General features: G+C 72.3%; 17 protein-coding genes. 5 read left to right on the top strand and 12 right to left on the bottom strand.

Annotated features, from left to right (window positions below):
- Positions 1-319: 319 nt before the first annotated feature.
- The 9 genes from ABT238_RS24080 to ABT238_RS24040 form a co-directional block, all read right to left on the bottom strand.
- The gene (locus tag ABT238_RS24080) at positions 320-1,843 is read right to left on the bottom strand and encodes a CoA-acylating methylmalonate-semialdehyde dehydrogenase (protein ID WP_350568668.1); all 1,524 of its coding nucleotides are present in this window, start codon (positions 1,841-1,843) and stop codon (positions 320-322) included.
- A 226-nt stretch (positions 1,844-2,069) separates the two neighbouring features.
- Complete coding sequence (locus ABT238_RS24075; RefSeq protein ID WP_350786870.1) at positions 2,070-2,834, bottom strand: nucleotidyl transferase AbiEii/AbiGii toxin family protein; 765 nt, start codon at positions 2,832-2,834, stop codon at positions 2,070-2,072.
- A 61-nt stretch (positions 2,835-2,895) separates the two neighbouring features.
- The gene (locus ABT238_RS24070; protein WP_350786851.1) at positions 2,896-3,327 is read right to left on the bottom strand and encodes a hypothetical protein; all 432 of its coding nucleotides are present in this window, start codon (positions 3,325-3,327) and stop codon (positions 2,896-2,898) included.
- 175 nt (positions 3,328-3,502) lie between these two features.
- Positions 3,503-4,897, bottom strand: a complete 1,395-nt coding sequence (locus ABT238_RS24065; protein WP_350568674.1) for an NAD(P)/FAD-dependent oxidoreductase — start codon at positions 4,895-4,897, stop codon at positions 3,503-3,505.
- A gap of 81 nt (positions 4,898-4,978) precedes the next feature.
- Positions 4,979-5,782 carry an ABC transporter permease gene (locus ABT238_RS24060; protein WP_350552617.1) on the bottom strand — a complete coding sequence of 268 codons (804 nt, stop codon included), beginning with the start codon at positions 5,780-5,782 and terminating at the stop codon, positions 4,979-4,981.
- Positions 5,782-6,711 carry an ABC transporter permease gene (locus ABT238_RS24055; RefSeq protein WP_502884319.1) on the bottom strand — a complete coding sequence of 310 codons (930 nt, stop codon included), beginning with the start codon at positions 6,709-6,711 and terminating at the stop codon, positions 5,782-5,784. The genes ABT238_RS24060 and ABT238_RS24055 overlap by 1 nt, the downstream gene beginning before the upstream one ends.
- A complete protein-coding gene (locus ABT238_RS24050) occupies positions 6,708-7,850 on the bottom strand; it encodes an ABC transporter ATP-binding protein (protein ID WP_350568675.1) in 1,143 nt (380 codons plus the stop codon). Before ABT238_RS24050 ends, ABT238_RS24055 begins: the two co-directional genes overlap by 4 nt.
- Before the next feature lie 40 nt (positions 7,851-7,890).
- The gene (locus tag ABT238_RS24045; RefSeq protein WP_350568676.1) at positions 7,891-9,147 is read right to left on the bottom strand and encodes an ABC transporter substrate-binding protein; all 1,257 of its coding nucleotides are present in this window, start codon (positions 9,145-9,147) and stop codon (positions 7,891-7,893) included.
- Between the two features lie 53 nt (positions 9,148-9,200).
- On the bottom strand, positions 9,201-10,712 hold the full coding sequence (locus ABT238_RS24040) for a gamma-aminobutyraldehyde dehydrogenase (protein WP_350568677.1): 1,512 nt from the start codon (positions 10,710-10,712) through the stop codon (positions 9,201-9,203).
- A 345-nt stretch (positions 10,713-11,057) separates the two neighbouring features.
- Between ABT238_RS24040 and ABT238_RS24035 the strand changes: the two genes are divergently transcribed.
- Positions 11,058-12,707: a PucR family transcriptional regulator gene (locus ABT238_RS24035; protein ID WP_350786754.1), complete on the top strand. Its 1,650-nt coding sequence runs from the start codon at positions 11,058-11,060 to the stop codon at positions 12,705-12,707.
- Between the two features lie 19 nt (positions 12,708-12,726).
- Here ABT238_RS24035 and ABT238_RS24030 read toward each other — a convergent pair whose 3' ends face one another.
- The 3 genes from ABT238_RS24030 to ABT238_RS24020 all read right to left on the bottom strand — a co-directional run bounded on the left by ABT238_RS24030 (position 12,727) and on the right by ABT238_RS24020 (position 17,081).
- Positions 12,727-13,929 (bottom strand): polyamine ABC transporter substrate-binding protein, encoded by a 1,203-nt coding sequence (locus tag ABT238_RS24030; protein ID WP_350568680.1) that lies wholly within the window; start codon positions 13,927-13,929, stop codon positions 12,727-12,729.
- 74 nt (positions 13,930-14,003) lie between these two features.
- Positions 14,004-15,362 (bottom strand): aspartate aminotransferase family protein, encoded by a 1,359-nt coding sequence (locus tag ABT238_RS24025; RefSeq protein ID WP_350786714.1) that lies wholly within the window; start codon positions 15,360-15,362, stop codon positions 14,004-14,006.
- Between the two features lie 225 nt (positions 15,363-15,587).
- On the bottom strand, positions 15,588-17,081 hold the full coding sequence (locus ABT238_RS24020; protein ID WP_350568684.1) for a gamma-aminobutyraldehyde dehydrogenase: 1,494 nt from the start codon (positions 17,079-17,081) through the stop codon (positions 15,588-15,590).
- 253 nt (positions 17,082-17,334) lie between these two features.
- Here ABT238_RS24020 and ABT238_RS24015 point away from each other — a divergent pair, with 253 nt between their 5' ends.
- The 4 genes from ABT238_RS24015 (at position 17,335) to ABT238_RS24000 (ending at position 21,385) form a co-directional block, all read left to right on the top strand.
- Entirely contained in the window at positions 17,335-17,808 is a 474-nt protein-coding gene (locus tag ABT238_RS24015) for an Lrp/AsnC family transcriptional regulator (RefSeq protein ID WP_030243538.1), read from the top strand.
- Positions 17,805-19,199: an aspartate aminotransferase family protein gene (locus ABT238_RS24010; RefSeq protein ID WP_350568685.1), complete on the top strand. Its 1,395-nt coding sequence runs from the start codon at positions 17,805-17,807 to the stop codon at positions 19,197-19,199. Before ABT238_RS24015 ends, ABT238_RS24010 begins: the two co-directional genes overlap by 4 nt.
- Positions 19,200-19,466: 267 nt before the next feature.
- Positions 19,467-20,222, top strand: coding sequence for an ABC transporter ATP-binding protein (locus ABT238_RS24005; RefSeq protein ID WP_350568687.1), 756 nt, complete (start codon positions 19,467-19,469; stop codon positions 20,220-20,222).
- Between the two features lie 11 nt (positions 20,223-20,233).
- Complete coding sequence (locus ABT238_RS24000; RefSeq protein WP_350786643.1) at positions 20,234-21,385, top strand: hypothetical protein; 1,152 nt, start codon at positions 20,234-20,236, stop codon at positions 21,383-21,385.
- The last annotated feature ends 6 nt before the right edge of the window (positions 21,386-21,391 follow it).

Genomic DNA, 21,391 nt, shown 5'->3' with positions numbered 1-21,391 from the left:
CGTCCGACGTTTCAAACTCTAGCCGACCTCCGCTCCGAAAAGCGAATCCGACCGCAATCCACAAAAATGCACACGCCAAATAACCCCATGCCGGGGAGGCGTTGGTATTTCCAGAGAATTGGCCGCCCCGGGACCGTCCGCGCCTATGCGTGTCCGGTGCTCCCTGTCGAGCGACTAGGGAACACTACGCCGGTTCGCGGCCGAAGGCAAACGCCAAGCAAACTCCCGGGCATGCCGCAGGCCGGCCCGCGCTTCTGCGGACCGGCCTGCGGTGCTCCGACTCGGGTCCCGGCCCCGTGGCCGGCCCCGGGTGTCGGACTCAGCTGTTGGTCGGGAACCCGAGGTTGATGCCGCCGTGCGACGGGTCCAGCCAGCGCTGGGTGACCGCCTTGCCGCGGGTGAAGAAGTGCACGCCGTCCTGGCCGTAGGCGTGGGCGTCGCCGAACAGCGAGGCCTTCCAGCCGCCGAAGGAGTAGTAGGCGACCGGCACCGGGATCGGCACGTTGATGCCGACCATGCCGACCTCGACCTCGTACTGGAAGCGCCGGGCCGCGCCGCCGTCGTTGGTGAAGATGGCGGTGCCGTTGCCGTAGGGGTTGGCGTTGATCAGGGCGAGGCCCTCCTCGTAGGAGGCGACGCGCACCACGGAGAGGACCGGGCCGAAGATCTCGTCGGTGTAGACGGACATGCCGGGCTTCACGTGGTCGAACAGCGTGGGGCCGAGCCAGAAGCCGTCCGCGGTCGGCGTGCCGTTGCGGTCCTCGGCCGTGACCGGGTGCTTGCGGCCGTCGACGGCCAGGTCCGCGCCGTCGGCGAGGCCGGACTCCACGTAGGAGGTGACCTTGTCCCGGTGCTGGCCGGTGACCAGCGGGCCCATCTCGGACTCGCCGTTGCAGCCGGGGCCGACCGTGAGAGTGGCCATCCGCTGCTTGATCTTCTCGACCAGCTCGTCGCCGATCGGGTCGACGGCGACCAGGACGGAGACCGCCATGCAGCGCTCGCCGGCCGCGCCGAAGCCGGCGTTGACGGCGGCGTCGGCGCTCAGGTCGAGGTCGGCGTCGGGCAGGACCAGCATGTGGTTCTTGGCGCCGCCCAGGGCCTGGACGCGCTTGCCGTAGCGGGTGCCGGTCTCGTAGACGTAGCGGGCGATCGGGGTGGAGCCGACGAAGCTGACCGACTTGATGTCGGGGTGCTCCAGCAGGCGGTCGACGGCGACCTTGTCACCGTGCACGACGTTGAAGACGCCGTCGGGCAGGCCGGCCTCCTTCCACAGCTCGGCGAGGAAGTTGGCGGCGGACGGGTCCTTCTCGGACGGCTTGACGACCACGGTGTTGCCGGCCGCGATGGCGATCGGGAAGAACCACATCGGCACCATGGCCGGGAAGTTGAACGGCGAGATGATCGCGACCGGGCCGAGCGGCTGGCGGATCGAGTAGACGTCGATGCCGGTCGAGGCCTGCTCGGTGAAGCCGCCCTTGAGCAGCTGCGGGATCCCGCAGGCGTACTCGACGACCTCGAGGCCGCGGGCGATCTCGCCGAGCGCGTCCGAGTGCACCTTGCCGTGCTCGGCGACGATGATCGCCGCCAGCTCGTCCTTGCGGGCGTTGAGCAGCTCGCGGAAGGAGAAGAGCACCGTGGCGCGCTTGGCGACCGAGGCGGTGCGCCACTCGGTGAAGGCCGAGGCGGCGGCGGCCACCGCCTGGTCCACCTCCACGACCTCCGCGAAGTCGACCTGGCCCGTGACCTGGCCGGTGGCCGGGTCGAAGATGTCACCGCGGCGGGGCGCGGCACCGGCGGTGGCGACCGGCCGGCCGCCGATCCAGTGGGTGATGTGCTTGCTCAAGGTCCGTCTGCCTCCGAAGTCCGGGCGGCCTGACGCCACCGGTCCCTGGTGTGGCGCCGCCCGTACGGGACGGGCGGCGGGGTCACGGGGCTACCGCGCTCACCGTCCAGTCTGCTGGCCACTCGGACCGGTCTCAACGAACAGGCTGACGGGGATCGGGGATTCAGCCTTACAGGTCGTCGGACGGGCCCCCTCCGGGTGACACGGACCGGAGGGCCGGGGGCCGTCAGGCGTCCTCCTGGTCCTCCAGATAGGGATCGTGCAGACCGTCCGCCGCCTCCTGGGTCTCCAGCAGGTCCAGCCGCAGGTCCTGGGCCCAGGCCAGTGCCCACCGCTTCAGCTCGTCGACCTCCTCGGCGGGCAGACCCCGGGCCCGGAACCGGCCGTCGGCGGCCTCGGCCAGCGTCTCCAGCCGCTCGGCGAGCGCGGTGGGCTGGAAGTCGGCGTCCAGCCCGGTGGCCAGGGCGAGCAGTTCGCCCTCGCGGTAGCAGGAGGTGAGCGCGTGCACGTCGATCAGGTCCCGGGGCAGGGCGCGGTCCACGAGCAGGGCGGTGGTGAGGGCGGCGGCGTCCTCCAGAGCGACGACGGTCACGGCCGGCGGCGTGCCGGTCGGCCCGGCGAGGTCGACCCGGACCGGGCGGTGGCCCAGCGGCTCCTTGCGCAGTTCGACGGTGTGCGCCCGTCCGCCCAGGACCAGCCGGACCGAGAGCTGCTCCAGCCGGGGCGTGCCGGGGCGCTCGACGACGACGCCGCCCGCCGCGCGGTAGGCGGCGGCCAGGTCGGCGGCGGCCTGCGGCAGGTCGGTGGCGCCGGCGGCCACCAGGGTGAGCCCGTCCTGGTCACAGGCCGGGACGCCGTGGGCGCGCAGGGCGTGCCCCCCGGCGAGGGCGAGCCCGTGCCGGTCGCACACGGGCCCGGCCAGTTCGGCGAGGCGCAGCTGGGCCGGGCCCGGGTGGAGGGAGGGGCCGACGGCGTCCGGGGCGGTGGTCACCCCTCCAGTCTGGCGCGCCACCGGCGGCGGCGCGCCCGGCGGACCGGCGCGGGCCGGGCGGTCACCAGTCGCCGAGTTCGGCGGCCGCCTCGTGCAGGGCGAGCTCCAGGAGGACCGGGTCGTTGAGCCGTCCGGTGCCGTCGGGCGGGACGAGCCAGCGCACGCCCCGGCCGCGGCGGTCGGGGTGGGGGACGACGACCCAGGTGCCCTCTCCGGCGCAGCGCACGCCGGTGCCGATCCAGCGGGCGGCGGTGCCGGCGGGCACCAGGAAGCCGAGGTACTCGTCCCCGAAGTCCGCGAGGACCGGCCCGCAGGCCCGGGCGCCGAGGAGGTCGGCGGCCGGGCGCCCGAGCCGGCCGGGGACGGAGAGGACGTCCCACTGCCGTCCGGCCGGGAGCAGCACCAGGCCGAGGCCGCTGCGTTCCCACTGCTCCCGGAAGGCCGCCGGGTCGGGTGCGGTCCGGGCCAGCCAGTCCAGTCCGGTGATCTCCATGTGCTGTCCCCGCTCTGCGCGTCGGTGCGTTCGGTGGCGGCGGGAGACACGGAGACCCGCCGTCACCAACGAGAGGCGGACGGCGGGTCTCTCTTACACGGTTGGCGCCGACACGTACCCGGCCGGCGCCCACACCCTGGGCACCTGTGCGATCGGCGGGCGCGGCGCCGGACGGTCAGCTGTCGAAGCCGAGCCCCATCCGGTCGAGGGTGCGCAGCCAGAGGTTGCGGCGTCCGCCGGTGCGGTCGGAGTGTTCCAGCGAGCGGGTGGTGAGCTCGATGCCGGCCCAGCGGACCGGCTCGGGCGGGAACGGCAGCGGCTTGCGGCGGACCATCTCCAGTTCGGTGCGCTCGGTCCGCTCCCCCGCGAGCAGGTCGAGCATGACCTCGGCGCCGAACCGGGTGGCGCCGACGCCGAGGCCGGTGAAGCCGACGGCGTACGCGACCCGGCCGTGGTGGGCGGTGTCGAAGAAGGCGGAGAACCTGCTGCAGGTGTCGATCGCGCCGCCCCAGGCGTTGGTGAAGCGGACGCCCTCCAGCTGGGGGAAGCAGTGGAAGAAGTTCCGCGCCAGGGTGCGGAAGGTCTCCGGCCGCTGGTCGTACTCGTGCCGGACGTGCCCGCCGAAGCGGTAGACGGCGTCGTAGCCGCCCCAGAGGATCCGGTTGTCCGCGGAGAGCCGGAAGTAGTGGAACTTGTTGGCGCTGTCGCTGAGCCCCTGGCGGCCGTGCCAGCCGATGGCGGCGAGTTGCTCGTCGGTGAGCGGCTCGGTCATCAGCGCGTAGTCGTACACCGGGACGATGTACGGGCGGACGCGCTTGAGCAGGGACGGGAAGGCGTTGGTGCCGAGCGCGACCTTGCGGGCGAAGACCCGTCCGTAGGGGGTGCGCACGGCCATGCCGCCGCCGTGCTCGCGCAGGGCGGTGGCCGGGGTGTGCTCGTGGATCCGCACGCCCTGGCCCAGGCAGGCCTGCTTGAGACCCCAGGCCAGCTTGGCGGGGTGGACCATGGCAACGCCGTCCTTGTCCCAGATCCCGCCGAGGAAGGTGGGCGAGTCGACCTGGGCGCGCAGTTCGTCGCGGTCGAGCACGGTGACGTCGAGGCCGTACCGGGCGACGGCCTCGGCGACCTCCTGGAGTTCGTCGAGCTGGTGCGGCTGGGTGGCGATGTCGATCTCGCCGGTGCGCTCCCACTCGGCGTCGATGCCGTAGCGCTGGAGGGTGGCCTCGATGCCGTCCAGGTTGGCGGCGCCGAGGCGCTCCAGCTGTCCCAGTTCGGCGGGCCAGCGCTGCAGGCCGTTGCCGAAGCCGTGGGTCAGGCTGGCCGCGCAGAATCCGCCGTTGCGGCCGGACGCCGCCCACCCCACCTCCTGCCCCTCGACCAGGACGACGTCCAGCGAGGGGTCGCGCTCCTTGGCGACGAGGGCGGTCCAGAGTCCGGAGTAGCCGCCGCCGACGACCAGCAGGTCGCAGCTGGTGTCGCCGACCAGGGCGGGCAGTGCCGTCGGCCGCCCCGGGTCCTCCAGCCAGAAGGGGGTGGGCCTGGCGTCACTGAGTGCGCGGGCGGAGTCCATGCATTATCAGCCACTTTCTACACATTGGTGATGGTGGTCGACCGCCCTCCCGACGGTACGCCGGGAGGGCGGCCGGGCCGGTCAGGCGGTGGCCTTGCGGCGGTTCCCGAGCCACTGGCCGCCCATGGTGAGCGCGACGGCGGCGATGAACATCGCGGTGCCGATGACGTTCACCTGGACCGGGATGCCGCGCTGCGAGGCGCCCCAGACGAACATCGGGAAGGTGACCGTGGTCGGGCCCGAGTTGAACTGGGTGATGATGAAGTCGTCGAAGGAGAGCGCGAAGCTGAGCAGCGCGCCGGCCGCGATGCCGGGGGCGGCGAGCGGCAGGGTGACCCGCAGGAAGGTCTGGGTGGGGGTGGCGTAGAGGTCCTGGGCGGCCTGTTCGAGCCTCGGGTCCATGCTCATCACGCGGGCCTTGACGGCCGTCACCACGAAGCTCAGGCAGAACATGATGTGCGCGATGAGGATGGTGGTGAAGCCGAACGGGATGCGCATGTTGAGGAAGAGGGTGCCCAGCGAGGCGGCCATCACGACCTCGGGCATCGCCATCGGCAGGAAGATCATCGCACTGGTGGCGGCCTTGCCGCGGAAGCGGTAGCGGGCCAGCGCGAAGGCGACCATGGTGCCCAGCACGGTGGCGCCGATGGTGGCGGCGACCGCGATCTGCAGGCTGAGCGAGAGCGACTGGCACATGTCGGCCACGCCGCAGGGGTCGGTCCAGGCGTCGGTGGAGAACTCGTTCCACTCGTAGTTGAACTTGCCGACCGGCTTGTTGAACGAGAAGGCGAGCACGACCAGGTTGGGAAGCACCAGGTAGGCGAGGGCCAGCAGGCCGGCCAGCACCACCAGGTTGCGGCGGATCCAGGCGATCACTCGGGACATCAGACCAGTTCCTCCGTCCCGGCCTTGCGCATGTAGACCGTCACGATGCCCAGGATCAGGGCCATCAGGATGAAGCTCAGCGCCGCCGCGGTGGGGTAGTCGAGCACGTTCAGGAACTGCTTCTGGATGCCGTTGCCGACCATCTGCTCGCTCGGCGAGCCCAGCAGCTGGGCGTTGATGTAGTCGCCGGAGGCCGGGATGAAGGTGAGCAGGGTTCCGGCGACCACGCCGGGCAGCGAGATCGGGAAGGTCACCTTGCGGAAGGTGGTGAACGGGCGGGCGTAGAGGTCGCCGGCGGCCTCGTGCAGGCGCGGGTCGATCCGCTCCAGCGAGGTGTACAGCGGCAGGATCATGAACGGCAGGAAGTTGTAGGTGAGGCCGCAGACCACGGCGAGCGGTGTCGCGAGCACCCGGTCCCCCTCGGTGAGGCCGAGGGCGGCGGTGACGTCGAGGACGTGCAGGGCGTCGAGCGCGCCGACCACCGGGCCGCCGTCCGAGAGGATGGTCTTCCAGGCCAGGGTGCGGATCAGGAAGCTGGTGAAGAACGGCGCGATGACCAGGATCAGCAGGACGTTGCGCCAGCGCCGGCTCACCTTGAAGGCGATGGTGTAGGCGAGCGGGTAGCCGATGGCGAGGCAGAGCACGGTGGCGGTGGCGGCGTAGCCGAACGAGCGGACGAAGTGCCACTTGTACTCGACCAGGGCGTCCCAGTAGGTGGCGAGGTGCCAGGTGACGCGGAAGCCGTCCTCCAGCGAGCCGGTCTGCAGCGAGGTGGAGGCCTGGTAGACCATCGGCACCGCGAAGAAGACGACCAGCCAGGCTATGCCGGGCAGCAGCAGCCAGTACGGGGTGAGCCGGCGCCGGGGCCCGGGGGCGTCCGCGGGCAGGGGGACGACCTGCGGTGGCGCGGCCGGGGTGGTGGTGGTCACGCGGCGGCCTCCCCGGTGCCCGCGTCGATCGCCTGGGCGGCGTCCAGGGCGAAGGAGTGGGCCGGGTTCCAGTGCAGGACGACGGGGGCGCCGGGGACGATCCGGGCGTCGCGCTCCATGTTCTGCTCGAAGACGGTGACCTCCTGGCCGCCGTCGGTGCGGACCAGGTACTGGGTGGAGACGCCGATGAAGCTGGAGTCGACGACGGTGCCGGCGAGCCGGTTGCGGCCGTCGGCGACCTCGGCGGAGCCGTGCTCGATGGTGATCTTCTCCGGCCGCACGCCGAGGTGGACCCGGGTGGCGCCGCCGGCGCGGCGGGCCCTGGGGACGGTGAGCCGGGCGCCGGCGGCGGTGAGCAGCAGGTCCTCGCCTGCGCCGCCGGTGACCTCGGCGGCCAGCAGGTTGGACTGGCCGAGGAAGTTGGCCACGAAGGTGGTGGCGGGGTTCTCGTAGAGCTCGGCGGGGGCGCCGAGCTGTTCGACCCGGCCGCCGTTCATCACCGCGATGGTGTCGGCCATGGTCATGGCCTCCTCCTGGTCGTGGGTGACGTGCACGAAGGTGATGCCGACCTCGGTCTGGATCCGCTTGAGCTCCAGCTGCATCTGGCGGCGGAGCTTGAGGTCGAGTGCGCCAAGCGGCTCGTCGAGGAGCAGCACCTGGGGGTGGTTGATGAGCGCGCGGGCGACGGCGACGCGCTGCTGCTGGCCGCCGGAGAGCTGGTGCGGCTTGCGCCGGGCGTACTGGCCGAGCTCGACCAGTTCGAGCATCTCCTCGACCTGCTTCCTGACGTCCTTGCGGCCGCGGCGGCGCAGGCCGAAGGCGACGTTCTCGAAGATGTCGAGGTGCGGGAAGAGCGCGTAGCTCTGGAAGACGGTGTTCACCGGCCGCTTGTACGGGGGGAGCTCGGTGACGTCCTGGCCGCCGATCAGGACGGTGCCGGCGGTGGGCTCCTCCAGCCCGGCGATCATCCGCAGGGTGGTGGTCTTGCCGCAGCCGGAGGCACCGAGCAGGGCGAAGAAGGAGCCCTGGGGGACGGTCAGGTCCAACGGGTGGACGGCGGTGAAGGAGCCGTAGGTCTTGCCGATTCCGGTGAGGCGGACGTCGCCGCCGACGGCCGCGGAGCTCTGCTGCTCTGTCATGGGTGGTGTCTCTCTGGGATTCTCTGCCGTCAGTGGGGGGTCAGGCGCCGATGAGCTTGGAGAACTTCTCCTCGAAGTCGCTCTCCTCGTTCTCCGTGAGGGTCCGGAAGACGTGCGCCTTGGCCGCCATCTCGGGGGTGGGGACGACCAGCGGGTTGGCCGCGCTGTCGGGGGCGATGGCGGCCAGTTCCTCCTGCACGCCGGCGACGGCGGAGACGAAGCCGATTCCCGCGGTCAGCTGCGCCGCGATCTTCGGCTGATAGTAGAAGTCGATCAGCTTCTCGGCGTTCGCCTTGTGCTGGGCCTTGGCCGGGATCAGCAGGTTGTCGGTGCTGCTCACGAAGCCCTTCTCGGGTATGACGAACTCGATGTCGGGGTTGTCCGCGCGCAGCTGGATCAGGTCGCCGCCCCAGGCGACGCAGGCGGCGATGTCGCCGGAGGAGAGCTCCTGGCCGTAGTCGTTGCCGGTGAAGCGGCGGATCTGCTTGTTGTCGACGGCCTTCTGCAGCCGGGCGACGGCGGCCCCGTAGTCGTCGGCGGTGAACTTCGCCGGGTCCTTGCCCATGTCCAGCAGGGTGATGCCGATGCTGTCGCGCATCTCGGACAGGAAGGTCACCCGGCCCTTGAGGTCGGGGTCCTCCAGCAGCTGGGCGACGCTGGTGACCTCCTTCCCCCTGGTGGCCTTCCTGTTGTAGGCGATGACCACCTGGATGCCGGCCCACGGGTAGCTGTAGAGCCGGCCCGGGTCCCAGTCCGGGGCGCGGAAGCGGGACTCGACGGTGGTGATGGCGGTGGTGACGTTGGCCGGGTCGAGCTTCTGCGCCCAGCCGAGCCGGATCATCCGGGCGGCCATCCAGTCGGTGAGCACCATCAGGTCGCGGCCGGTGTCCTGGCCGGCCGCGAGCTGTGGCTTCACCTTGCCGAAGAACTCGACGTTGTCGTTGACGTCCTCGGTGTACTTCACCTTGATCCCGGTGGCGGCCGTGAAGGCCTCCAGGGTGCCGTGCTTCTCCTTGTCGTTCTCGTCGGCGTCGACGTAGAGCGGCCAGTTGGAGAAGTTCACCTCCCGCTCGCTGTCCGAGAGGTCCTTGGCGGCGTTCGCGGTGGAGTCGCCCGTCCCGTTGACGGACCTGGCCGGCGGGATGCCGCAGGCGGCCAGCGAGCCCGCGCCGGCGGTGAGGGCGGCGGCGCGCAGCACGGCGCGCCGGCCGAGGGCGGCCCGGCCACTGGTCAGACTGCGTTCCCAGGCCTTGCGGACCGGTTCCGACAGTCCGTCGGTGAGCTCGTTGAACGCCATGGGACGGGCCTCCTGGGGGGCGAAGGGGGGGTGGCGGGGACCACCCGGTCCGGTTATCTGTCTCCGAAGACGGTGCGGTGCCAGTCCTTGCGGGCGACCGCGGTGGTGTCGAACATGACGTGCTTGACCTGGGTGTACTCGTCCAGCGAGTACTGCGACATGTCCTTGCCGTAGCCGGAGGACTTGTAGCCGCCGTGCGGCATCTCGCTGATGATCGGGATGTGGTCGTTGACCCAGACGCAGCCCGCCGCGATCTCGCGGGTGGCGCGCAGCGCGCGGTGCACGTTGCCGGTCCAGGCCGAGGCGGCCAGGCCGTAGGGGGTGTCGTTGGCCAGCCGCAGGCCCTCGTCGTCGCCGTCGAAGGGCAGCACGACCAGGACGGGGCCGAAGATCTCGCCCTGGACGACCTCGCTGTCCTGGGCGGCGCCGGTGATCAGGGTGGGGCGGTAGTAGGCGCCGCGGGTGAGGTCGGATCCGTCGTGGCCCTTCGCGGGGGCGGCGCCGCCGGTGACCACGGTCGCGTAGCCGCGGGCGCGCTCGACGAAGCCGGCCACCCGGTCGCGGTGGGTGAAGGAGACCAGCGGGCCGAGGTCGGTGCGCGGGTCGAGCGGGTCGCCCGTCCGGATCGCGCCGTACAGCTCGGCGACGCCGGCCACGAAGGCGTCGTAGAGCGGGCGCTGGACGTAGGCGCGGGTGGCCGCGGTGCAGTCCTGGCCGCCGTTGATCAGCGAGGCGGCGACCGCGCCGTGCACGGCGGCGTCCAGGTCGGCGTCGTCGAAGACCACGAACGGGGCCTTGCCGCCGAGCTCCAGGTGGGTCCGCTTGACGGTCGCGGTGGCGAGTTCGGCGACCCGCTTGCCGACCGCGGTGGAACCGGTGAAGGAGACCATCGCGACGTCCGGGTGGGCGACCAGGTGCTCCCCCGCGACCCGCCCCGCGCCGGTGACGACGTTGACCACGCCGTCCGGGATGCCGGCCAGGGTGCAGGCCCGGGCGAACATCAGCGAGGTGAGCGGGGTCAGCTCGGCCGGCTTGAGGACGATGGTGTTGCCGGCCGCGATCGCCGGCAGGACCTTCCACGCGGCCATCTGCAGCGGGTAGTTCCAGGGCGAGATCGAGCCGACCACGCCGATCGCCTCGCGCCGCACGTAGGAGGTGTGGTCGCCCGAGTACTCGCCCGCGGCCTTGCCCTCCAGGTTGCGGGCGGCCCCGGCGAAGAAGGCGGTGTTGTCGATGGTGCCGGGGACGTCGAACTCGGTGGAGAGCTTGACCGGCTTGCCGGTCTGCGCGGTCTCGACCCGGGCGAGGTCGCCGGCCGCGTCGGTGAGGACGGCGGCCAGGCGGGTCAGCGCCTCGGAGCGGGCGCCGGGGGTGGCGCCGGCCCACTCGGGCAGGGCGGCCCGGGCGGCGGCCACGGCCTCGTCGACCTGCTCGGCGGAGGCCAGGGTGACCTCCTCGACGACGCTGCCGTCGGCCGGGTTGACGACCTGGAAGGGATCGCCGCTCCCCCGGCTCCACCGGCCCGCGATGTACTGCGCGCCCGCGCCGAAGTCGGTCAGGTCCATGTCTTCCTCCAAGTCCCGGTGGTTCGTGTGCCGCACGGACGGCGCGCCGGCCCGGCCGTGCTGCACGCGCCGGCGGGCCGAGGGGTCGCACCGGGGCCCCGTGACCGGTCGGGTCGTACGCGGGGCGCGGGGTGCGGTGCGGGGCATCCGATCGTCGATCACCGATGATGTCCGGATCTCGCCACAGCCGACCCGCTGACCATGCCCGCTGCCGCCGGGGCGTGACAAGGGTCACTGCGACAACCTCGACGCGAAGCGCCTTACAGGGTGCAAGGCTTCGGCCAGGGCAACAGGTCGTCGCCGTGATGAATGATTGCCTGACACTCTGAACCCTGGAGGCCGTCGATGCTCCCCACCGTCGCCCGCGTGCTCGACCTGGAGGTGATGCGCCGCGGCCTGCCGCAGGTGGTGGCCGGTGCCGACCACCTGGAACGCCCGGTCCGCTGGGTGCACGTCAGCGAGCTGCCCGACGTCGCCGGCATGCTCCAGGGCGGCGAACTGGTGCTGAGCACCGGAATCGCCCTGCCCGAGGACCGCGAGGGCCTGGCCCGGTACGTGCGCGAGCTCGCCGACATCGGCGTGGCCGGGCTGGTCATCGAGTACGGCCGGCGCTATTTCGACACCCTGCCGCGCGCCCTGGTGCACGCCGCCGAGCAGCGCGGCCTGCCGCTGATCGCGCTCCGCCGCGAACTGCGCTTCGTCGCCGTCACCGAGGCGGTGCACGCCCTGGTGGTCAACGCCCAGCTGGAGCAGCTGCGCACCTCCGAGGCGATCCACCAGATCTTCAACGAGCTGGTCGTGGAGGGCGCCGAACCGGTCGAGGTGGTCCGCCAGGTGGCCCGGATCGCGGGCGCCCCGGTCGTGCTGGAGAACCTCGCCCACCAGGTGCTGACGCACGACCCCGCCGGGCGGCCCGAGGCCGAGCTGCTGGAGGACTGGGAGCGCCGCTCGCGCGGGGTCCGCCCGCCCGGGCGCACCGGGCACGACCCGCGCAGCGGCTGGCTGGTCACCACGGTCGGCGCCCGCGGCCAGGACTGGGGGCGGCTGGTGCTGGTGCAGGAGCCGGGGCCGCTGCCGGAGGGCGGCCCGCACCCGTTCACCATGCTGCTGGAGCGCGGCGCCTCCGCGCTGGCGCTCAACCGGCTGGTCGTCCGCGACCGGGAGAGCCTGGAGCGGCAGACCCACCGCACCCTCCTCTCCGGCATCCTCACCCACGCGCTGACCGTCTCCGAGGTGGCGCTGCGCGCCCAGGCGCTCGGCGTGCCGCTGGAGGGGCGGCGGCTGGTCGGCGCGGTGCTGCGCCAGCGGCGCGGCCCGATCCCCGCCGCGCTGGAGGCGCAGGCCCGGCTGCGCGACTTCACCGAACTGGCGGCGAGCGCGGTGCGCGCCTGCCGGCTCTCCGCCCTGGTCGGGGCGCTGGACGACGAGGGCGTCGGCGTGCTGATCACGCTCGGCCCCCAGCAGGACGAGCACGCCGCGCTGGACGCCTTCGCCGCGGCGCTGCGCCGGCTGGCAGCCGAGGCGGCCCGGGACCCCGCCGCGCCGGCGCCGGTGGTCGCGGTCGGCTCCTCGGTCGGCTCGGTCCGCGACGCCCGGCGCACCCTGCTGGAGGCCACCCAGGTCGCCGACGCCGCGCTGCACGACGTGCCCGGCGGCCGGACGGCCTCGTACTACCGGCTGCCGGACGTGCGGCTGCGCGGCCTGCTGCACCTGCTGCGCGACGACGCCCGGCTGCAGACCTACGTCGAACGGGAGCTGGGCCCGCTGCTCGCCTTCGACGCCGAGCACAACGGCCAGCTGGTGCAGATGCTGCGGATCTACCTGGAGCAGGGCCGGAACAAGTCCGCGGCCGCCGATGCCGCGCACCTGTCCCGGCCGTCCTTCTACGACCGGCTGCACAAGGTCGAGCGGATCCTCGGGGTCGACCTCGACCAGGTCGAGTCCTGCCTCTCGCTGCACGTCGCCCTGCTCGCGCTGGACGCGGTGCGCCGGTAGCGGCCGGACCGGGGGGCCGCTACACGCCGGTGATGCGGGTCCACACCTTGTGCAGGGCGGGCCGCTCGGCCGAGGTGACGTCGCGCATGGTGTGCAGCCGGGCGCGCATCTCCTCGGTCGGGAAGAGCAGCGGGTGCTCCGCCAGCTCCGCCTTCTCCCGGTCCCCGCTGGCCGCGAGCACCTCGCGCGCGGCCGGCACCGGGCAGATGTACTGCACGGCGGCGGCCAGCTCGGCGGCCACCTCGGGCTGGTAGTAGTGGTCGATCAGCAGCTCGGCGTTGCGCTTGTGCACGGCCCGGTTGGGGATCAGCAGGCTCTCGGCCCACAGCTCCCCGCCCTCCTCGGGCACCACGAAGGCGATGTCCGGGTTCTCCGCCGTGAGCTGGACGGCGTCCCCGGAGTACGCCTGGCAGGCCAGCGCGGCGCCGGAGGCCAGGTCGCTGGTGTAGTCGTTGCCGGTGAACCGGCGGACGTGCCGGCCGTCGACCATCCGCTGCACCAGGTCCATCGCCCGGTTCGCGTCGTCCTCGGTGAAGGCCGTGATGTCGGCGCCGTGCGAGAGCATCAGCAGGCCGAGCGCCTCGTCCAGCCCCGCGAACAGGGTGACCCGGCCCTTCAGATCGGGTGCCCAGAGGTCGGAGACGGACTTCAGCTCGCGGCCGAGTTCCTTGCGGTTGTAGGCGATGCCGGTGATCCCGGACTGCCAGGGCACGCTGTGCCTGCGCCCGGGGTCGACCGCCGGGTCGGCCAGCTGCGGGTCCAGCTGCGCGGTGACGTTGGGCAGGTTGGCCCGGTCCATGGCCTGCACCCAGCCGAGCCCGATGTACCGGCCGACCATCCAGTCGCTGACGACCATGAGGTCGCGTCCGGGATCGGTGCCCTGGGTGAGCACCGGCCCCATCTTGCCGAAGAACTCGTCGTTGTCGTTGATGTCCTCGGTGTAGGTGACCTTGATCCCGGTCCGCTCGGTGAACCCGTCCAGGGTCGGGCGCCCGCCGTCGTCGTCGGCGTCGATGTACTGGGTCCAGTTGGAGAAGCCCAGCCGCTTCTCGTCCTCCGAGCGGTCCGGGACCGAGCGGCGGTCCTCGTCCACGTAGGCGGACGGGATGCCGCAGCCGGTCAGGGCGGCGGTCCCGAGCAGTCCGGCGGTGGCGCCGAGCACCCGGCGGCGGGTCGGACGGCGGGCCCCGCTCGGGCGGCGGGTCTTGGTGGTGCTGGGCATGGTTGGGGCCTCCGGAGCGTGGGACGGCCCCGGGCGCACGGGGGGAAGCGCCCGGGGCCGTCCTGTCGGTGTGGTCAGACGGTGTGCGCGTCGGCCAGCGACAGCACCTCGTCGAGGACGGCGAGGCCGGTCGTCGCCTCCTCCTCGGTGACGGTGCACGGCGGGACGACGTGGAAACGGTTCATGTTGACGAACGGCCACAGCCCGCGCTGCTTGCACGCGGCGGCCAGCTCGGCCATCGGCGCGTTGGCGGCGCCGGCCGCGTTGTACGGCACCAGCGGCTCGCGGGTGGCGCGGTCCCGGACCAGGTCGAGCGCCCAGAACACGCCGAGCCCGCGCACCTCGCCGACGGACGGGTGGCGCTCGGCCAGCTCGCGCAGGCCGGGGCCGAGCACGGTCTCGCCGATGTGCTTGGCGTTCTCGACGATGCCCTCCTGCGCCATCGCGGTGATGGTGGCGACGGCCGAGGCGCAGGCCAGCGGGTGACCCGAGTAGGTGAGGCCGCCGGGGAACGGCCGCTCCGCGAAGGTCGCGGCGATCTCCGCGTTGATCGCGACGCCGCCGAGCGGGACGTAGCCCGAGTTGACGCCCTTGGCGAAGGTGAGCAGGTCGGGGGTGACGCCCCAGTGGTCGGCGGCGAACCACTCGCCGGTGCGGCCGAAGCCGGCCATCACCTCGTCGAGGATGAAGACGATGCCGTACCGGTCGCAGATCTCCCGGACGCCGGCCAGGTAGCCGGGCGGCGGGACCAGGATGCCCGCGGTGCCGACCACGGTCTCCAGGATGATCGCCGCGACGGTGGCCGGGCCCTCGAAGGCGATGATCTGCTCCAGGTGGGCCAGCGCGCGCTCGCACTCCTGCGCCTCGTTCTCGGCGTGGAAGTTGGAGCGGTAGGCGTACGGGCCCCAGAAGTGCACGATGCCGGAGACGCCGGTCTCGTTGGCCCAGCGGCGCGGGTCGCCGGTCAGGGCGATCGCGTTGGCGGTGGCGCCGTGGTAGGAGCGGTAGGTGGAGAGCACCTTCTGCCGGCCGGTGTGCAGCCGGGCCAGCCGGATGGCGTTCTCGTTGGCCTCGGCGCCGCCGTTGGTGAAGAACACCTTGTCGAGGTCGCCCGGGGTGCGCTCGGCGATCAGCCGGGCGGCCTCGCTGCGCGACTCGACCGCGAAGCCGGGGGCGATGGTGCAGAGCTTCGCCGCCTGCTCCTGGATCGCCGCGACCACCTTCGGGTGCTGGTGCCCGATGTTGGTGTTGACCAGCTGCGAGGAGAAGTCGAGGTAGCGGTTGCCGTCGTAGTCCCAGAAGTACGAGCCCTCGGCGCCGGCCACCGCGAGGGGGTCGATCAGCGCCTGGGCGGACCACGAGTGGAAGACGTGCGCGCGGTCGGCGGCCTTGACGGCCTGGCCGGCGGCTGAGTCAGCGGTGGGGATGCTCATGCGGCAAGGCTAGGGACTCGTCGGGCCGAAATGGAGGTCCATCCTGTCAGTCGGTCGCACCCGGGGCCGACAGGGTGCAAAGGCACAGGGCCCGGGTCACCAGGACCCGGGCCCATGATCCGATCACACGATCATCGGAACAGCATCAGATCGCGGTCATACCGCGCCCGACGGTCATGACCCGCTCAGATCGCGGTCATACCGCGCCCGACGGTCATGACCCGCTCAGATCGCGGTCATGACGTGCTTCACGCGGGTGTAGTCCTCGAAGCCGTAGGAGGACAGGTCCTTGCCGTAGCCCGACTTCTTGAAGCCGCCGTGCGGCATCTCGGCGACCAGCGGGATGTGGGTGTTGATCCAGACGCAGCCGAAGTCCAGGCGGCGCGACATCCGCATGGCGCGGGAGTGGTCCTTGGTCCACACCGAGGAGGCCAGCGCGAACTCCACGCCGTTGGCGTAGCCGACGGCCTGCTCCTCGTCGGAGAAGCTCTGCACGGTGATGACCGGGCCGAAGACCTCGTTCTGGATGATCTCGTCGTCCTGCCGCAGGCCGGAGACGACGGTCGGGGCGTAGAAGAAGCCCTTGTCGCCGACCCGGTGGCCGCCGGCCTCGACCTTGGCGTGCTCCGGCAGGCGCTCGATGAAGCCGGAGACCTGCTTCAGCTGGTTGGCGTTGTTCAGCGGGCCGTACAGCACGTCCTCGTCGTCCACGCCACCGGTCTTGGTCTCCGCCGCGGCCTTGGCCAGCGCCTCGACGAAGGCGTCGTGGATCGACTCGTGCACCAGCACGCGGGTGGCGGCGGTGCAGTCCTGGCCGGCGTTGAAGAAGCCCGCCATCGAGATGCCCTCGACGGCCTCGGCGATGTCGGCGTCCTCGAAGACCACGACCGGGGCCTTGCCGCCCAGCTCCAGGTGGACGCGCTTGACGTCCTTGGAGGCGGACTCGGCGACCTGGATGCCGGCGCGCACCGAACCGGTGATGGAGGCCATCGCCGGGGTCCTGTGCTCGACCATCAGACGGCCGGTCTCGCGGTCGCCGCAGATCACGTTGAAGACGCCGGCCGGCAGCTCCAGCTCCGCGAGGACGCCGCCGATGATCTCGGCCAGCAGCACGGTGGAGGCCGGGGTGGTGTCGGAGGGCTTCAGCACGACGGTGTTGCCGGCGGCGATGGCCGGGGCGAACTTCCAGACCGCCATCATCATCGGGTAGTTCCACGGCGCGACCTGGGCGCAGACACCGACCGGCTCACGGCGGACGATCGAGGTCATGCCGTCCATGTACTCACCGGCGGCCTTGCCCTCCAGCAGGCGGGCGGCGCCGGCGAAGAACCGGATCTGGTCGACCATCGGGCCGATCTCCTCGGAGAGGGTCAGCGCCCGCGGCTTGCCGGTGTTGCGACACTCGGCGTCCACCAGCTCGTCGGCACGGGCCTCGACCGCGTCGGCGACCTTGAGCAGCACCTTCTGCCGGGTGCTCGGGGTGGTGTCGCGCCAGATCGGGAACGCGGCCGCGGCGGCGTCCATGGCGGCGTCCACGTCGGAGGCGCCGGACAGCGGGGACGTCGCGTAGACCTCGCCGGTGGTGGGGTCGACGATGTCGAGCGTGCGGCCGTCGGCCGCATCGACGAACTCACCGTTGATGTAGTTGCGCAGCGTGCGAAGGTCGCTCACGGGTCTCTCCTCGGTCTCGGCCTGCGGCGTTGCAGAATCCGGCGCCATGGTACGTCGGCCGGACCGGCCGACGAAGGGCGCCGAGTGGCCGCGCCGGAAGTGCCGCGGTCCACTGGTTTGGCGGAATGCGCGCGGCGCTGCGGGGCCGCGCGCGTACCGCAGCCAGGGTAGCCCGACGACTGCCGGTATCGACAGGCCGGCCGCGCACAGACGATGAAATCCGCATGGGTTTTCCAAGATCACGACGAAATCAGCAGTTTCCGCGCTTGCGAACACGGGAACGATCGGGCACAGTGGCGGCGTGGCCAACCGCGACCGGAACGCCAGCGTTCCCCTCGACGCCGCCTCCAAGGCGATCATCGAGCAGCTCCAGGAGGACGGGCGCCGCCCGTACGCCGCCATCGGCAAGGCCGTCGGCCTGTCCGAGGCGGCCGTGCGGCAGCGCGTCCAGAAGCTGCTCGACCAGGGCGTGATGCAGATCGTCGCCGTCACGGACCCGCTCACCGTCGGCTTCACCCGCCAGGCGATGGTCGGAATCCGGGTCGAGGGCGACATCGAACCCGTCGCCGACGCGCTGGCCGCCCTCGACGAGGTCGACTACGTCGTCTGCACCGCGGGCTCGTTCGACCTCCTGGCCGAACTGGTCTGCGAGGACGACGAGCACCTGCTCGAACTGATCAACAAGCGCATCCGCGCGCTTCCCGGCGTGCGGAGCACCGAGAGCTTCGTTTACCTGAAGCTCCGGAAACAGACCTACACCTGGGGCACCCGATGACAGCCGACCCGGCGCAGAAGGACCTTTCCAAGACCGCCTACGACCACCTGTGGATGCACTTCACCCGCATGTCGTCGTACGAGAACTCCCCCGTGCCGACGATCGTCAAGGGCGAGGGCACCTACGTCTGGGACGACAAGGGACGCAAGTACCTCGACGGCCTCGCCGGCCTGTTCGTCGTCCAGGCCGGCCACGGCCGTGAGGAGCTCGCCGAGGCCGCCGCCAAGCAGGCCAAGGAGCTCGCCTTCTTCCCGGTGTGGAGCTACGCCCACCCGAAGGCCGTCGAGCTGGCCGAGCGTCTGGCCAACTACGCCCCGGGCGACCTGAACAAGGTCTTCTTCTCCACCGGTGGCGGCGAGGCCGTCGAGACCGCCTGGAAGCTCGCCAAGCAGTACTTCAAGCTGATCGGCAAGCCGACCAAGTACAAGGTCATCTCGCGCGCCGTCGCCTACCACGGCACCCCGCAGGGCGCCCTGTCCATCACCGGCCTGCCGGGCCTGAAGGCCCCGTTCGAGCCGCTGGTGCCGGGCACCCACAAGGCCCCGAACACCAACATCTACCGCGCCCCGGCCTTCCTCGCCGGCCCCGACGGCACGGTCGACCCCGAGGCCTACGGCCGCTGGTGCGCCGACGAGATCGAGGTGGCCATTCTCAACGAGGGCGCCGAGACCGTCGCCGCCGTCTTCGTCGAGCCGGTGCAGAACGCCGGCGGCTGCTTCCCGCCGCCGCCCGGGTACTTCCAGCGCCTGCGCGAGATCTGCGACCGCCACGACGTGCTGCTGGTCTCGGACGAGGTCATCTGCGCCTTCGGCCGCCTGGGCACCATGTTCGGCGCCGACAAGTTCGGCTACCAGCCCGACATGATCACCTGCGCCAAGGGCATGACCTCGGGCTACTCCCCGATCGGCGCCACGATCATCTCGGACCGCATCGCCGAGCCGTTCTACAAGGGCGACAACACCTTCCTGCACGGCTACACCTTCGGTGGCCACCCGGTCTCCTCCGCGGTGGCGCTGGCCAACCTCGACATCTTCGAGCGCGAGGGCCTGAACCAGCACGTGCTCGACAACGAGGCCGCCTTCCTGGGCACCCTGAGCAAGCTGCGCGACCTGCCGATCGTCGGCGACGTCCGCGGCAACGGGTACTTCTACGGCATCGAGCTCGTGAAGGACAAGGTCACCAAGGAGTCCTTCAACGACGATGAGGTCGAGCGCGTCCTCTACGGCTTCCTGTCGAAGGCCCTCTTCGACAACGGCCTGTACTGCCGCGCCGACGACCGTGGCGACCCGGTCGTCCAGCTGGCCCCGCCGCTGATCTCCGACCAGTCGACCTTCGACGAGATCGAGCAGATCCTGCGGACCAGCCTCACCGACGCGTGGGCGAAGCTCTGATCCCCGGCTTTCCTTTCCCACCCTCCGTCACAGGGCGGTCCCGCTTCGGCGGGGCCGCCCTGCGGCGTTCCCGGCCCGGTCCCCGGCCACCCGCGGCACCTGCCACCGACCCGCTCTTCGGAGCGCTCTTCGGACCGCTCTTCGGATCAAACACGCCTGATTGCGGGTGATTTGCCCTGGATGGAGCAGTGTGCCGCGCCCGCGCCCAGGCCCGATCGTTCTAATCTGACGACTGTCATATCCCTGCGGCCCCCAGGACGGAACCTCATGGCAGCGGCCCCTCCTGACAACGACGTGCTGTGGGCCCGGGGGATCGTCAAGTCCCATCACGGCACCCCCGCCCTGCGCGGCGTCTCGCTCGGGGTCCGGGAGGGCGAGGTCCTCGCCGTCACCGGCCCGCGCGGCTCCGGCAAGAGCACACTGCTCGGCTGCCTCTCCGCCCTGCTCCCCGTCGACGAGGGCGAGGTCTGGTTCAACAGCGCCCCCGTGCACACCCTCGGCCGGGCCGGCCGGGAACGGCTGCGCCGCGACCGCTTCGGCTTCGTCGGCTCCGAGCCCCACCTGGTGCCCGAACTGACCGCCCGGGAGAACGTCGCCCTGCCGCTGCTGCTGGCCGGTGCCGGCGGCAAGGCCGCCCACACCGCCGCCGACGAGTGGCTCGAACGCCTGGACATCGGCGAGCTCGCCAAGGTCCGGCCCGACCGGCTGCTGCAGAGCCAGCGCCAGCGGATCGCCGTCGCCCGGGCCCTCGCCCCGCTCCCCCCGGTCGTCTTCGCCGACGACCCCACCGCGCCGCTGCACCGCGAGACCGCCGACCAGGTCCTGCGGATACTGACCAGCGCGGCCCGCTCCCACCAGCTCACCCTCGTGCTGGCCACCCACGACCCCGAGCTCGTCCGGTACGCGGACCGCGCCGTCGCCCTCGTCGACGGACGCCTCACCGGCCCCGTCGCACCCGTGCCGCGCGCCCCCGCCGCCCCCGGCACCGCCGGGACCACCGCCGTCCCGGCCGCCGGCCACTGAGGGGGCCGGACGTGTTCTACCTCCGTCTGGCCCGCGGCTACCGGGCCCTCGACCTCGGCCGCTGGCTGCTGACCGCCCTGGCCGGGGCCGTCGTCGCCGCCTTCCTGCTGCGCGCCCTCGGCCGGGCGATGAGCGACCCGGTCGCCGGCTCCGACGCGCTCGTCCGGCTGCTCTGGTGCCTGCCCCCGCTGGCCGCGGTCGCCTGGTTCGCCGCCGTCGCCGCCCGCGCGCTGCCCGCCCGGCGGGCCGAACGGATCACCGGCCTCACCACCGCCGGGGCCGGGGCCGCCCGGATCCGCGCCCTGATCGCCGGCGAGGTCGCGCTCGCCTGCGGCACCGGCGCCGGCCTGACCCTGCTGCTCTTCCTGATCCTGCGCAACGACATCGCCGGCCCCGCTCTCGCCGACGAACTCGGCATGGGCGTGGCGCTGCCGGCCGCCGCGCCGGTCGCCCTGCTCGCGCTCGTCCCGCTCACCGCGGGCCTCGCCGCGGCCGGCGCCGTGCCGCACGCCGAGACGCTGCCCGGCCGGCCGCGGCCCGAGCCGACCGGCTTCGGACCGTGGCGGCTCGCCCTTCCGATCGGCCTCGTCGTGCTCGGGCTCGCCCTGGAACTCATCGCGCTGCGCCCCGGCGCCGCGGCAGACGGCCGCCCGATCCACCTGCCGGCCGGTCTCGGCACCACCAGCACCGCCGCGCTCGGCGGCTGGGCGGCCTGCGCGCTCGGCCTCGCCCTGCTCACCGGCCCGCTGCTCGGCTGGGCCGGCCGGCTGCTGGCGGTCGGCCGGCCGACCCCGCTGCGGCTGCTGGCCGGACGCGGCCTCACCGCGCAGGCCCGCCGGCTCGGTGCGCCGCTGGCCGTACTCACCCTGGCGCTCGCGATGGTGCTCACCACCATCCGCTACTGGCTCGGCGAGCCCGGCAGCGCCGACGTGCTGCCCGCGATCGAGGCCGGCCTGGTGCTGGGCTGCGCGGCGGGCGCGGTGGCCGTCCGCTTGGCCGAGCTGCGCACCGCGCGCCGGGGCGGCTGCGAGGCGCTGCTGCGGCTCGGCACGGCGCCCCGGCTGCTGGTCGGCGCCGTCGTACTGCGGACCCTGATGGCCGGCACCGTCCTGCTGGTCACCGGCGGGGCGACCGCTGCCCTGGCCGCCGCCGGACTGCGCTGACGCCCG

This window comes from Kitasatospora sp. NPDC001527 (assembly GCF_040298605.1).
In the GTDB taxonomy this organism is placed as follows: domain Bacteria; phylum Actinomycetota; class Actinomycetes; order Streptomycetales; family Streptomycetaceae; genus Kitasatospora.
The sequence above is the reverse complement of the archived record's forward strand: the minus strand, read 5'-3'. Positions and strand labels throughout refer to the sequence as shown.